The organism is Sinomicrobium weinanense (assembly GCF_018863395.1).
GTDB lineage: Bacteria > Bacteroidota > Bacteroidia > Flavobacteriales > Flavobacteriaceae > Sinomicrobium > Sinomicrobium weinanense.
In genome coordinates, this window is the sequence record NZ_JAHKRR010000001.1 from 749,521 (window position 1) to 763,958 (window position 14,438).

General features: G+C 44.5%; 13 protein-coding genes. 7 read left to right on the plus strand and 6 right to left on the minus strand.

Annotation, left to right across the window (positions count from 1 at the left end; all coding sequences use genetic code 11):
• Positions 1-7 precede the first annotated feature (7 nt).
• From KN811_RS03305 to phnY, 4 genes are all read left to right on the plus strand, one after another.
• Positions 8-1,183, plus strand: coding sequence for a TIGR03364 family FAD-dependent oxidoreductase (locus tag KN811_RS03305; RefSeq protein WP_187966890.1), 1,176 nt, complete (start codon positions 8-10; stop codon positions 1,181-1,183).
• Positions 1,184-1,305: 122 nt separating this feature from the next.
• Complete coding sequence (locus tag KN811_RS03310) at positions 1,306-2,631, plus strand: DUF5690 family protein (protein ID WP_187966889.1); 1,326 nt, start codon at positions 1,306-1,308, stop codon at positions 2,629-2,631.
• Positions 2,632-2,659: 28 nt separating this feature from the next.
• Entirely contained in the window at positions 2,660-3,907 is a 1,248-nt protein-coding gene (gene phnA / locus KN811_RS03315; protein WP_187967486.1) for a phosphonoacetate hydrolase, read from the plus strand.
• A 16-nt stretch (positions 3,908-3,923) separates the two neighbouring features.
• Entirely contained in the window at positions 3,924-5,378 is a 1,455-nt protein-coding gene (phnY, locus tag KN811_RS03320; RefSeq protein ID WP_216334660.1) for a phosphonoacetaldehyde dehydrogenase, read from the plus strand.
• Positions 5,379-5,725: 347 nt separating this feature from the next.
• On the opposite strand, the gene KN811_RS03325 is transcribed toward phnY, so the two are convergent.
• The gene (locus tag KN811_RS03325) at positions 5,726-6,295 is read right to left on the minus strand and encodes a helix-turn-helix domain-containing protein (protein WP_187967484.1); all 570 of its coding nucleotides are present in this window, start codon (positions 6,293-6,295) and stop codon (positions 5,726-5,728) included.
• A gap of 270 nt (positions 6,296-6,565) precedes the next feature.
• Between KN811_RS03325 and KN811_RS03330 the strand changes: the two genes are divergently transcribed.
• Entirely contained in the window at positions 6,566-7,207 is a 642-nt protein-coding gene (locus tag KN811_RS03330) for a protein-L-isoaspartate(D-aspartate) O-methyltransferase (RefSeq protein ID WP_187967483.1), read from the plus strand.
• A 240-nt stretch (positions 7,208-7,447) separates the two neighbouring features.
• Here the strand turns inward: KN811_RS03330 and KN811_RS03335 are convergent, their stop codons facing one another.
• Together KN811_RS03335 and KN811_RS03340 are read right to left on the minus strand one after the other, a co-directional pair.
• Positions 7,448-7,741, minus strand: a complete 294-nt coding sequence (locus KN811_RS03335) for a barstar family protein (RefSeq protein ID WP_187967482.1) — start codon at positions 7,739-7,741, stop codon at positions 7,448-7,450.
• 23 nt (positions 7,742-7,764) lie between these two features.
• Positions 7,765-8,961: an alkaline phosphatase gene (locus KN811_RS03340; protein WP_247716390.1), complete on the minus strand. Its 1,197-nt coding sequence runs from the start codon at positions 8,959-8,961 to the stop codon at positions 7,765-7,767.
• A 255-nt stretch (positions 8,962-9,216) separates the two neighbouring features.
• Here KN811_RS03340 and KN811_RS03345 point away from each other — a divergent pair, with 255 nt between their 5' ends.
• Complete coding sequence (locus tag KN811_RS03345; RefSeq protein WP_187967481.1) at positions 9,217-9,675, plus strand: VOC family protein; 459 nt, start codon at positions 9,217-9,219, stop codon at positions 9,673-9,675.
• Positions 9,676-9,869: 194 nt separating this feature from the next.
• On the opposite strand, the gene KN811_RS21925 is transcribed toward KN811_RS03345, so the two are convergent.
• Both KN811_RS21925 and KN811_RS03350 read right to left on the minus strand, forming a co-directional pair.
• Positions 9,870-9,998, minus strand: a complete 129-nt coding sequence (locus tag KN811_RS21925; protein WP_282097941.1) for a hypothetical protein — start codon at positions 9,996-9,998, stop codon at positions 9,870-9,872.
• Between the two features lie 169 nt (positions 9,999-10,167).
• The gene (locus KN811_RS03350) at positions 10,168-10,626 is read right to left on the minus strand and encodes a hypothetical protein (protein WP_187967480.1); all 459 of its coding nucleotides are present in this window, start codon (positions 10,624-10,626) and stop codon (positions 10,168-10,170) included.
• Positions 10,627-11,136: 510 nt separating this feature from the next.
• On the opposite strand from KN811_RS03350, the gene KN811_RS03355 reads away from it, so the two are divergent.
• Positions 11,137-12,084: a glycoside hydrolase family 191 protein gene (locus KN811_RS03355; protein WP_187967479.1), complete on the plus strand. Its 948-nt coding sequence runs from the start codon at positions 11,137-11,139 to the stop codon at positions 12,082-12,084.
• A gap of 31 nt (positions 12,085-12,115) precedes the next feature.
• Here KN811_RS03355 and KN811_RS03360 read toward each other — a convergent pair whose 3' ends face one another.
• Complete coding sequence (locus KN811_RS03360; RefSeq protein WP_187967478.1) at positions 12,116-14,191, minus strand: lipocalin family protein; 2,076 nt, start codon at positions 14,189-14,191, stop codon at positions 12,116-12,118.
• Between the last annotated feature and the right edge of the window lie 247 nt (positions 14,192-14,438).

A 14,438-nucleotide genomic window follows, 5' to 3' on the forward strand; every position in this document is an offset into this window, starting at 1 on the left:
ACAACAAATGACCAAAAAATTTGACCTTATCGTAGTAGGAGGGGGCATCCTGGGAACATTTCATGCCTTTCACGCACTGAATGCCGGCTTAAAAGTCCTGCTGCTGGAAAAAGACAATTATCCCGTAGGGGCCACAGTTCGTAATTTCGGCCAGGTGGTGCCCTCCGGAATGGAGGGAAAGTGGTTTGAATTTGGCGTAAAAGGGCTCGGCGTATACCGGGAGCTCCAGCAAAAGTTCGATATCTCCGTGCGGAACAACGGAAGTGTCTACATCGCCTCTGACCCCGACGAACAACAACTGCTGCACGAACTGAAAGCCCATTACGATACGGTAGGATATGATTGTGAGCTGCTCACCAAAAAAGAGATCGGGCAAAAATACCCCGCCATACGCTCGTCCTATGCCCGTGAAGCGCTTTACTTCCCGCAGGAAATAAGCGTAGAGCCCGGCAGGATGATCCTAAGGGTACATGAGTATATGAAACAACACTTTCCCGGATTTCAGCTCATGTACGATAGCCCGGTAACAGATTGTACCGAAGGATCGGCAGGAGTGGAGGTAGCGGTAAGCGGAAACCGGAAGTTTATTTCCGAAAAGGTGGTGATCTGTAACGGGAATGAGTTTAAACTGCTCTTCCCGGACATATTTGCCCGGAGCGGGCAAAAGGTCAGTAAATTACAGATGATGCGTACATCGCCCATGCCCGCGATCGACCTGGAGGGCAATATCCTCACCGGGCTTACTATCCGGAGGTATGAGAGTTTTGCAAAGTATTGTCCTTCTTTTAAAAGCATTCCGGTACCCGACCATTACAGGGAATTGCAGGAGCATGGCATTCATGTCCTGTTTAAAAAAGCGGTGGACGGCAGCTTTGTCATAGGCGATTCCCATCACTATGCGGACGTGACCCGTACAGACGACCTGGGCTATGACCTCGACGAACATGTCAATGATCTGATCCTCCGGGAAGCCTCTCGCATTGCAGATTTCGATGTTTCGGCCATTACTGCCAGATGGGCAGGATTTTATCCGCAGCATCCCGACAATATTGTAGAGATCACGGTTTCCGATCATGTATTTATCCGTACCGCCATAGGAGGGAAAGGAATGACCGCCGGTATCGCATATGCACAAGACAGTATAGAAAGGATCTGCACCGGTGACGCACCGGTCAGTCTTTAGGAAAGACCTGAAACGGATACACCATAAATTGTTTTCTTTAGTTGCCGGTTGTGAGTTACCGGTTTTTAAACCCGCAACCGGTAACTCGTAACTGGATCACAAAATAAAAAACACTAAAAATCATGTCCTATATACAGGATCTATTAAAAAAATATCCGAAATCCCTGTTCATCTTTTGGAGCATACTGGCTTCTTTTGGTGCATATTTTTCGATGTATGCCTTCAGGAAACCGTTCAATACCGGGGTTTATGAAGACCTTTACCTCTGGGGAATGGAGTACAAGGCCGTTTTAATTATTGTACAGGTCCTTGGTTATACACTTTCCAAGTTTATAGGGATCAAAGTTATTGCCGAACTGAAGCCTGCTTCCCGCATCCGGCTGATCGTATGCCTTATCCTCTTTGCCGAACTGGCATTGCTCGGTTTCGGGGCGGTGCCTTATCCCTATAATTTTATATTCCTGTTCTTTAACGGCCTTCCGCTTGGTATGGTATGGGGTATCGTTTTTAGTTTCCTCGAAGGGCGGCGCTTTACGGAAGTCCTTGTTTTCGGTTTGAGTATCAGCGTTATCATTGCTTCCGGCCTGTTAAAGACCATTTATCTGCAGGTTCAGGAATGGATGCCATTTATCAGTGAGTTCTGGATGCCATTTGCGATAGGGGCCATTTTCCTGCCCCTGTTCGTCCTTTTTGTCTGGATGTTGTCGGTAATACCGGAACCGAGCGAAGAGGACAAACGGCTGCGTACGGAAAGGGTACCCATGAACAATACGCAGAAGAAAGCAGCACTGAAGCACTTCGGTACCGGGCTGGTATGTATAGCCATCATTTATATGCTGCTTACGGCCATGCGCGATTTCCGGGATAATTTTTCGGTGGAAATATGGGATGTCATAGACCCCGGTTGGGACAAGAGCATTCTCTCGGTCACCGAACTCATCGTCGGGGCCATAGTGCTGTTGATCATAGGGCTTATCTCCCTGATAAAAAACAATGTCTACGGATTCTGGGTCTCCGCTTCCCTGATCGTTGTAGGACTTGCAGGCTGTGGCCTCAGTACCTTCCTGTATCAAAGCGGTGTACTATCGCCTTTTGGATGGATGTTGCTGGTGGGCATATGTCTTTTTATGGCCTATACCCCCATACAGACCATCTTTTTTGAGCGGATGCTGGCAGTTTTCCGTTATCGGGGCAACGCCGGTTTCTTTATTTACATATGCGATTCCCTGGGCTATCTGGGAAGTGTATTGCTCCTGCTTTACAAGGAATTTTTTATTACCGAGCTCAACTGGTCCCAGGTGTTGATCTATTTCAGCTATGGGGCCTCAGCGGTCGGTATGCTATTGTGGGTGCGGGCGCTTCTCTTTTTCAGGACCAGGTGCTATAACAGGAAATGTAGTGTCTCTGTGGAAGAAACACCGGTCCGGGCATCGCATATGGCAGAATAAATTTTAATAATCATCAATAAATATAATCATGAATAAACAGATCAGTACGAACAAATTCTCGGTAAACGGAAAAGAATATGTGCCGCCTTCCAGGCCCGTAGTGGTAGTGTGTATGGACGGTTCTGCAGATGAATACCTGGACACGACCATGGCACTGGACCGTATGCCCAACCTGAAAAAAATGGCTGTTCAGGGGTACAGAGGCATGGTTCGCGGGGCGCTTCCTTCGTTTACCAACGTCAATAATTCATCTATCGTAACCGGGGTGTCCCCGGCAGTTCACGGCATTTGTGGCAATTTCTTTTACGATACCGTCAATGACGAAGAAGTGATGATGAACTCCTCCAAATACCTCCGGGCAGATACGATCCTTGCAGCCGCCGCAAATGCCGGCCGAAAGGTAGCAGTGGTCACCGCCAAGGAAAAGCTCCGTGACATCCTTTCCTACAAACTGGAAGGAGGGATCGCTTTTTCAGCAGAAAAGGCCGACCAGGCTGTCCTGGAAACCCATGGTATAGAAAAAGTGGAAGAGGTCGTAGGGCATAAAACCCCGCCGATATACAGCGCCGATGCCAGCCTGTTTGTTCTTCGCGCAGGAACGGCCCTTATCGAAAAGGGGATGGCAGATTTTCTCTACCTGTCCCTCACCGATTATATGCAGCACACCTATGCCCCCGATACCGAAGAGTCCCTGGCCTTTTACGAAGCGCAGGATGCGGAGTTCGGAAAAATGCTGGAACTCGGGGCGGTTATCGGTGCCACGGCCGATCACGGTATGAACGCCAAGATCAAAAGTGACGGTTCCCCCAATGTACGTTTTATAGAAACGATGCTCACCGAAAAGTTCGGGAACGGGTTTCGGGTGATCTGCCCCATTACCGATCCCTATGTAAAACACCACGGGGCACTCGGATCGTATGTGGCGGTGCATATGGAAGACAAGTCGAAAATAAATGAAGTGAAGGACTGGCTGGCTGTTCAGCCTGGTATTACGGAAGTATATGACAGGGAAACCGGCTGCCGTATCCTGGAACAGCCAGAGGACAGGACTGCCGATCTCCTGGTACTTTCCGGCAGGGATGTTGTACTGGGCAGGACCCCGGCCGATCACGACCTGAACGCCCTGGATGGTTCTTTACGCTCCCACGGTGGCAGGTATGAAGAAATGGTACCGCTGGTGATCTCCCACCCGCTAAATGCCACATACAAACGAAAAGCCATGGGAGACCCCAGGAATTTTGATGTTTTTGACTTTACGACAAACGGAATACAATAATCAATAGGCAATGTTTATGAAGAATACAGAGAATAAGATCACAGACGATAAAACTGTTATTCAGACCTGTTGCTATGTAGCCGGAAACCCCGTAAAAGGGACCGGGGAAATGCCGGTGTTTCATCCTTATGACAACAGGCAGGTAGGCACTGTGGCCCTGGCTTCCGGAAAAGATGTAGAGGCCGCCATACGATCGGCGCTTTCCGGAGGGCAGGTACTGAGCAGGTATGAACGTTATGAGATCCTGGAAAAGACCCGGAAATTACTGGAAGCACAGAAAGAGGATTTTGCCCGGCTTATCACTGCTGAATCCGGACTTGCCATACGCGAGGCGAGATATGAGACCAACCGTGCACACGACGTGCTGATGTTTGCCGCTATGGAAGCCCTGAAAGACGACGGACAGATCTTCTCCTGCGATATTTCCCCGAATGGAAAGTCCAGGAAAATATTTACGATCAGGGAACCCCTGCCACTCGCTGTGGCCATTACGCCGTTCAATCACCCGCTGAACCAGGTGGTGCACAAAATAGCCCCGGCCATTGCAGCGGGGACCCCCGTGATTTTAAAACCATCCGAAAAGACCCCGCTTACGGCTATCAAGCTGACAGAAACCCTGTATGAAGCAGGATTGCCTCCGCATATGCTCAGTGTGTTGCTGGGCCCAACGGATGAAGTGGCCGAACCCCTGGTCAAAGATCATAGGGTATCCATTGTATCGTTCACGGGGAGTGTGGCCGTCGGAAAAAAGATCGCCGAAACCGTAGGGTACAAAAAAGTGGTCCTTGAACTGGGGGGCAACAGCCCGCTTATTGTCATGGAGGATGCGCATATGGATACAGCAGTGAAACTGGCAGCAGAAGGATCGTTCCGGAACAGTGGCCAGCGTTGTACCGCAGTAAAACGTATCCTCGTACACGAAAAGATCAAAGACGGGTTTACAGAACGTTTTGTTCAGAAAGCAGGTACCTATACCTGCGGGGACCCGTCGGACGAAAATACTGTGGTGGGTACCGTGATAGACGATACGGCCGCAGCCTATCTTGAAGAAGTGGTCGGGAAAGCCGTTGCGGAAGGAGCCGAGGTATTGCTGGGCGGAAACAGGAGAGGTGCTCTTGTGGAGCCTACGGTGATCGACAAGGTTCCCCGTAACACGAGGATGGTCGTGCAGGAATCTTTCGGCCCATTGGCACCCATACTTACTTTTAAGGATATTGACGATGCCGTTGCCCTGGCCAATGCCACCGATTTCGGCCTGTCCTCCGGCGTGGTGACCAACAATATGGAATATGCCCTGCGCTTTGTTAAGGAACTCCGTACAGGAACAGTAAATATCAACGAAGTACCGGGCTATCGCATAGAAAGCTCCCCTTTCGGAGGGATCAAGGATTCCGGCCTGGGTATCAAGGAAGGCGTGATAGAAGCGATAAAGTGCTTTTCTTTTGTAAAGACCTTCTCCATGCCGTGGTAGGGTTATTGAGTTTACCGGTATGACCTGGTGAGGTGGTTTAAACCTTTTTAAATATTTATAGAGGTTTCTCCCTTGTGATGAAGGGAGGTGGTCCCGATCTCTGATCGGGAGCGGAGGGTTAGAAAACCCAAACCATAGGTCAAACACAAATGTTAGAGTTTAAGTCCCAGGGCATGGGCTGGGTCAAACTCCCCGACCCACCAAAGGTGGCCCACCCCTCTTCATCTGAAGAGGGGAGCCCTAAATATTTAAAAAAGTTTAAACCACTTCAGTAACTCATTCTCCTGCTAACCAAAATCATGTAACAAATCAAAAAAGGTGTTTTTGCAGAAGATATTTTCGTATCCCTACCCCTTATACTGATGGATGAGGTATATTTTCAACAGGACCACAACTTCGTCGAAATCATTGGATACTCCGTGGGGGATGGAGCCATCAAAGAACAGCAGGTCTCCTTTTTCCAGTAATACTTTTTCCTTTTTCAGCAGGTAATTGACCTTTCCGCTCAGTACGTAGACCAGTTCGGTGGCATCTGTGGATATGGGCTTCCTGTAAGCCCCCTTTGCAATGCTTACCGTATATACCCTGAGGTTGTGGTCGGAGATACTGCTGGAAAACAGGTGCTGGTATTCCAGGTTCTGGGAATCTTCCCTTTCTTCCTGCGTACCCTGGCCGTTCTTTATCAGTACATAATCTTCCTGGTCTTTTGGAGAAAGGTCCAGTTCGGACAGGTCTATGCTCAGGGTTTGCATGATCTTTAACAGTACGGACAGGGAAGGCGTGGTCCTCAGGTTTTCTATTTTTGAGATCAGCCCCGGGCTTACTCCGCTTCTGCGGGCTACCTGTTGCAGGGTGAGTTCTCTTTTCTGCCTTGCCCTTTTGAGCTGCTTTCCGATATTCATTAGTATGTCGTCCATATCTGTTATGCGTTGAGAAAGACAAAAATAAGAATTTGATTTATAAAAAGAAGAATAGGGAAGGAAGCCGGTCCGTATTATATATAAGGACCCCGCATTTTTGCGGAAAATATGAATAACTCTTTCATGTTGAACCACTCAGAAAAAATAATGTTAAGATGTGTTTTTCCGACCCGAATATTATGCCCAAAATTTTTAAGACGAATGCCCGTGTCTGTTTGCCCAATTTATTTTTCGTCGTAACTTTACGTGCGCTAACACTACACAACCTTGAAAGATACCTTAAGACATAAAGGAAAGAGAAACAGACTTGCCGAAACCGTTGCAGGAAAGGGGATTAAAGACAAAAAAGTGCTGGACGCCATACGAAAAGTCCCCCGTCACCTGTTTATGGACAGCAGTTTTGAAGATCACGCCTACCAGGACAAGGCTTTTCCCATTGCCGCCGGACAGACCATATCGCAACCCTTCACTGTGGCTTTCCAGACGGAACTACTGGAAGTTTCCCCCGGCGACAAAATACTGGAAATAGGAACGGGAAGTGGATATCAGACCGCCGTATTACTGGAGATGAAAGCAAGGGTCTATACCATAGAGAGACAACTGGAACTGTTTAAGATTACCAACCTTTTTCTACCCAAACTGGGCTACCGGCCCAAAAGGATGATCTTCGGCGACGGCTATAAAGGCCTAAAGGAAGAAGCCCCTTTTGACGGTATCATCGTCACCGCTGGCGCTCCCGAACTCCCCAAGGCCTTACTGGCACAGTTGAAAGTAGGAGGGAAGCTGGTGATCCCCGTAGGAGAGATCATCCAGACCATGACCATGTATACCCGGAAGTCTGCCAAAGAATTTGAGAAAAAAGAGTTTGGCGAATTCCGGTTTGTACCTTTACTTGAGGATAAGAATTAGAAAGAGGAAGATTTGATATAAGAATACTTTCTTGGTTTAAAGGCTTTGAGCTACTCCTGATAAAACACTGAAGAGGCTGTATAAAAAGTAACCTTTGCGTCAACCTGAACTTGTTTCAGGTTCTCATGGCGATCATCATATCAGCATAATGGGATGCTGAGACAAGTTCAGCATGACGGATTATAGTACTTTTTATACAGCCTCCTTCTTTATGATATCTATACAGTGGTGTCCCCGTACTTATGCATCTGTTGCGATGACTAAATTCGGTTGTTCTCCGGCCTCCAGTTTTCTATAATTTACAAAAGCTCCGCATTCCAGGATTGCCATATATAATTCAGGAGCTTTTTCCCTGAGCAGTTTTCCGTGTTCTATCTGCAAGAGCGTCGGTTTATCTGTCAGCTCATCAACACAGTCGATCCAGGCATCCATATTTTTCCCGTAATAGTCCGGAAAATCCATGATGGCTTTGAATTCGGCGTGGAATGAGTTCCAATCCTTTAGTTTTCGACCGTCGATTTTAAATTTGATCATTCAGGTTGATGTTATCTGACTTACTATCTTCCCAATGCTTGTCTGATCTTGGTGTAGATCTCATTATTGTTATAAATACCGCGAAAAGCCTCCGATCCCGGGCCGTAGGCAAAAACGGGTACCATGGCCCCGGTGTGTCCCCCTGTGGTGAATGCTCCTTCAATCTGATTATAATCGTTATCCTTGCTACGGAGCGAATATCCCCCTGTCTCATGGTCGGCCGTAATTACGATCAGGGTGTTGCCGTCTTTTTCTGCAAAGTCCAGGGCTTTGCCGATGGCCTTGTCAAAATCGATCATTTCCGTAATGATGTATTCCGAATCATTCTCATGGCCGCCCCAATCGATCTGGGAGCCTTCCACCACCAGAAAGAAACCTTTGTCCGATTCCTTTTGCAGGTGACGGATGGATGGTGCTATGGAACGCGGTAGAATATCATCACGCCCTTTGAGGATAGATTCCGGATGGCCGTCTGCAAGAAAATATCCTACCTTTCCGGAGGTGGTCTCCAATGCATCGAGTGTGTTGATAAATGAAAATCCCTTACCTTCCAGCTCCTTGATGATGTTCCGGTCGTCAAAAGGGCTCTTTTTGGAATCTACACGGTTTTCAAAATACTTTTTTCCTCCGCCGATAAAAAGGTTTACGGGGGCATTGACCATATCGGCCGCAATTTCGTTTTGCATGCTTCTTTTCAGCTCGTGTGCAAAAAAACTGGCCGGGGTGGCGTGTGTAATGGCACAGGTGGCAATGAGCCCGGTGGAATAACCATCACTGCCCAGAAGTTCCAGCAGTGTTTCTTTTGGTTTTCCGTCCTTGTCTACACCAATGGCGCCGTTGTACGTTTTTTCTCCTATGGAAAAAGCGGTTGCTCCTGCGGCCGAATCCGTAATCAGTTCGGCGGAAGAACTGGTTTTGCTGAAGCCTACGTTGTTAATCCGCTCTACGTTGAGCGATTTATTCCTGTATATCCCGCTCGAGACCTGGGTAACCCCCATACCGTCCCCGATCATCAGGATCACATTTTTAGGATGTTTCTGCGTTTGGTCTGCAATAGCGCCGTCGGTCCTGGCTACGGAGTTTACATTGGTACCGCAGGCGGAAATGATAAAAAGAACGGTAAGTGTGCTTAATCTGGCAAATGATTTCATGGTTTGTATGTATTGTATATGGATTTTAAAGAATACCCCGGTCTGTGCCAGGGTTCCCAAATTTAGCAAACGAGTTGGAGTTATACCTGTTTTCGGACTTTATATTTCTGTGATTTTTTGTTAAAAAAAGGAGGGAGGTGTTATAAATGCTGTTTATGATGGGAGAATACTCCTTGCAAACGAGTGTCGGGGTTTAAGAATTTATTGTTTTGGTTATCTTTATTCTTTTTTGAAGTATTGCCATAAAAAACGAATCGTTCTTTTTCAACCGGTTTATTTGCATAATGCTAAAACCCGATATCAATCCTGTAAAATTTATTATCCATGAAAAAATCATTGTTGTCATTTATTTCATTTTGTTTTTTGTTATCCCTTCAGCTCAACGCTCAGGAAACGAATACCAGGGTAGTTATCAACCATATTGCAGTTTATGTTGTTGACCTGGCCAAGAGCACACACTTTTATCAGGATGTCATCGGGTTGGATACTATACCCGAGCCTTTTCACGATGGCAGGCATACGTGGTTTACCATTGGTTCCAATGCTCAATTGCATTTAATACAGGGGGCAAAAGCTGCTAATAAGCGCGATAAAAACAGTCATCTTTGTTTTTCCGTTCCCTCAGTTCCGGATTTTATTAAGGTGTTGAATAAGAACGAAATTGCCTATGAAAGCTGGCAGGGCAAAAAACAAGCGGTCACCACCCGGGTAGACGGCGTAAAACAAATCTATATTACCGACCCCGATGGGTACTGGTTAGAAATCAATGATGCCAGGAACTGAAAACATTCGTTCGCAACGAATAGCAATCGTTTCTTGTATTTGCCATACCCGAATAGTACAAAAACAGATTGGCGCTCGTTTGCAACGAGTGCCTATTTTACCTCGCATTTGCAATGCCCTCTTTTACCACAATGCTCTAAGTTCAACATTCAATGCCTCGGTTATATCATCTGTATATGCTCTATATCTACTATTCACCCATGCGATTCTTCATAGACAAACCCGGCTTCTACCGGGATAATGCACAGGTCTACCCAATCGGTTACTGTAATGGTGATAAAAGTGGGATGTGTACTGTCTATGACTTTATACCTTTCGGACATTTTTGTTTTTTATGGGGCGTTGCAAACGCTGTTTACAAAAAGCACTCGTTGCAAACGAGTGCCAGTGAAGCAATAACGATAAGTCTAATTGATGTTTCATAGACAGGAATTTTAATATTATTTTTCGTTAAACACCCACTTTAGTAACCCTGTTCCAATAATGGATATGTCAATTATAAGGAATAAATCGACTGTTATACGCTATGATTATTTTATTGTTATCATTTAAATTAATATACGTGAAATTGCAATATTTGTTCAGTATATGAAACTCTTGTGATCCGTTTATTTTAATACTCAAGTCACTTATGGTTGAAAGTTTTCCCAGTTCCACATCTTTGGCGAACCCAAGTACTCTATCGGTAGTGATTTTGCCAGAAAACACTTTCTTGCCATTTTTAAAGACTTCAATACTATCATTGTTAAAGCCATCTTCGAAAAATAAAACCGAGATGTCCTTTTTGTTTTTATCACATTTGTTTTTTTCTATAAAGACTTTATAATCTGGGATACTGTCCAATTTGTCCCGCTGTTTCAAAACCGTGTTTTCTTTTTTGGGTTTGTTTGAATTATTACAAGACCAAAAAACTGTTAATACAATAATCAAGATAATATTTTTATATTTCATTTGGCTTTTTTGAGTGTGATCTATGATTTTTTATGCTAGGTAACAGTTCTTCTTACGGCAGTAAAGGAGTTATAATTTTTATACATATTTTACAATCATAATTATCCCAATAATAATCAGTATTATTGATACTCTCCATGAATTGACAGCATCTACCTTAGTAAATGTATTCGAATATTTTTCATACTTCTTTCTAAGGTTCCATAATCCATATAAGAGCCCTATTATTAAAAGAACTATCCCTATAAAAAAATTATCATTCATCTTTATTTGATATCAAAGCAATTAGTGCCGCGAGTGCCCCCGTTCGTGCTAAAAAAATCTATCTTACAATATACAATATTCTGCAAATCATAGGTTGAAAACTTTATACCTGGGCCGTGTATTTTGGGTTTCGGGATACTAATTATGGCCTGAAAAACGTTTAGATCATTACCATATATTGAAGGATCGAAGGTGAGTATATCTATATATAGCTCACCAAAAATTATAACCCCTAAACCTGCTATTATGATCAAACAACTGCTATGCCCCGGACATTCCTCACGGATTTCCCGGATATCACCGAAACCTTTTCCCATCCTGTTCCTGGCCCTTTTTGTATTGACAGCCACAGGCTGTACGGAGAGCGATCCGCCCCCGGAAAAAGAAAGTATAGACAGTTTTGTCTATCAACTGACCAATTACCCGGATGGCAGGCTGGACGAACTCATAACTGCCCCGCATGACCTGGCCGTTATTGACCTGGCGCGCGACGGGGGAACAGACTATTTTACAGTTGAAGAAATCAAGGCCCTGCGCAATTCCGGCAAACGGGTGCTGGCCTATTTCTCGATGGGCACTATTGAAACCTATCGCCCGGAATACGACACCGTATCTGAAGCGGGACTGGAACTCAATAACTGGGGTGACTGGCCTGATGAATATTTTGTACGTTACTGGGAGCCCGAATGGTGGGAACTGGCCGTTAAAGGCCGGGTAGACCAGGCCATCGCCGCCGGGTTTGACGGTGTTTACCTCGATGTGCCCAATGCCTATGAGGAGATAGACCTTAGCCTCGTTCCGGAAGAGGACCGCGAAAGCTTGGCCCGGAAAATGGTGGACCAGGTTGTGCGCATCAGCGAATACGCAAAAGCAAAATCGCCCGGCTTCTGGATCTTTCCGCAGAACTCCCCGGAACTACGTCACTATAAAGGCTATACCGAAGCCATAGACGGACTGGGTATAGAAGACCTCTTTTTCCTCGATACGGACATTCCCTGCAATGAGGACTGGTGTGCTGAAAACCTGGCTAATACCCGGGCATTGCAGCAGGCGGGGAAACTGATCCTTGCTGTGGATTATGCCGGTAAGCCCGGTAATATATCGTATGCCTGTGACCGGTATGTGGAATTTGGTTTTGCAGGTTATGTTACGGTAGTGGAGCTGAACAGGGTACTGCCGCCATGCGGGGAATAAGGTCATAGAGAAGTTATGGACATAGTTTTTCCTATCGTTCGATGATCTCTACGAAAATATCTTGTTGATGGGCAAAATTACTGAGAAGATCCCGTTTGAAGCCTGACGATATACTGACTATTTGCCCCAGGTGATTTTCAAATAATAAATGCGGATAGCCCTTGGTATTATAATTATTTACCATTCGGGATGATACATCATATATTTTCGCTTTCTTCTCATGTGGTGAACTATTCTGGGGATACCAGGCAGGATCATTGTTAGAACCCAAAATCAAATTTCCGGCCGTACTTATTCCCGAGGGAAATTGAGGCTCTGCAAAAGATTGAAGAACAGTGAAATCATCGGCAGTATAGAGTTTTTTGTTTATAAAATCCGCTAAATAGTGTTGCTCAGAATTGTATGAGATCTGCAAGGTGTTATTTGACCACTTCATTCCAATATCTACGTTTTTTCTTGCTGTGATTTGGCCATTGTTATCAAATGTAAATTTAATGCTCTGAGGTTCCATATGATGCCCTACAATAGCCTCATTGTTATTCATTGGGATGATATAATAACCGGTAGCGCCATGATGTGTTGTAAAATGAGGTTCTTTATCGATTAATTTTAAGGTGTTTTCTTCTCTTTTACATACATATACGTCATCTGTATCGGTAAGTATCCACAAATTGTCGTGGAGATAGGCAAACCGGTCAGAGAAGATATAAACATCACTTTTTAATTTATACTTTAATTCTAAAGTCCTGGCATCATATGCATAAAGTTCGTCAGATTGATGGAAGATAACTTCTTTACCGTGATCGGCAGATTGTATAACCTCCATTCTCACACTTGTATATGACTCTGGTAATGTACCGGCGACTGCCTCTATGGTGTGTGAATTGTAATTATACCTGTAAAGTTTATTTCCTCCATAGAGACCACTTTTTGCATACAGGTAAATTACGGTTTCCTCCCTGTCTATGGCAATAAATTTAATGGAATTGAAGGGGAGAACTTCGGGGTTTTCATATACAGCCTTCTGACTATTCACGCCAACGGTGATATCGCTTTTTTGTCCGAATATGTTATACACATAAACGGTATAGACAGGATCTATCAAATAAGGCGGAGCATCATCTGTATATGTAGTGGTATTGATGTCTTCTATTTTTGCGATAACTACTTCCTGCCTGGGATAATCGTCATCATCACCTGCTCCGACTGTGATTTCGTAATGGGAAAAATAATTTCCTTCATAAGTTTCCCAATGAAGTTCAATGACATCATTTGTAGTTGTGGGGGTAGACAATTTTACCTGGGAAACCCTCAAATAATCCGTAGTGATGTCAGTGAGAACACTTTCTCCGACCATTCCCTTATCTGTATATAACCTGAAGAAGTAACAAATTCTTTCCAGGGCAGGAGGATCTTCGTCAATAAAAAAGTTCTGATCTATATCCGTGACGGTTCCTATGAGTTCAGCATTGGTTTTACTACAATCCCCCGTACTTCTGTAAATCTCGTACCTGTCAAAATTGTTGAATCCCTGGTATGTCATCCATTTAAACCGTATTTTGTTCTGATGTGCGGAATCGTTGTCCCATTGAAAGGATGAAGTATATATATCAGTATTATTTGGTGGCGTATATCGATGTGCGGTAAAAGTTAAAATGTCTGGAATACCGTCTTCATCGATGTCTAGTTTTATTCGGAAAACGAGCTTTTCCTCACTCAAACCGATCAAAACCATCTCATCTGATCGGGGTACATTCGGGCCTATGTAAACAATTCCCTCATTCAAAGACCAGTTAATATTATTCTTAGTATAGTCACATTCGCTGGAAATAAAAGCGTATTCTTTATATTTGCCGTTTTCCATAAAGATGAAAAAATCCGAGCCACATTCTTGATAGGTAGCAGGTACAGGTACTTTTTCTCCTTGATATTCTGCTTCGTATATAAACCAGATTCCTTCCAGGTCTTTTGCCTTTGCAGAGGTAAGAGCCCCATTATAAAAAGAATCGAACGCGGGATCATCATCATCATTAGAACAACCGGACAGGATCAGGACAAATAATAATAGTATTTGGGGAAAGACTTTTAAGTTGTAATTTTTTATCATCTACTTTTCAGATTAGGAATGGGTTAGTAATGGATTGTAATTCTATAACGATGTTTAAATATACTGGATTTTCCGTGAATTTTTCCTTGTAATAAAGAGGAAGAGTTTTGAATGTTTCTTTTATTAAAGGTATTTTTCTGATGCGTTTAAGTATATACCATCCCCCAAAGTTTATGCATTGTCTGCTTTCTCGAATGATCGAGGTAATATAATAAACCTCATAGCTTAACAGCTCATTAATTCATCG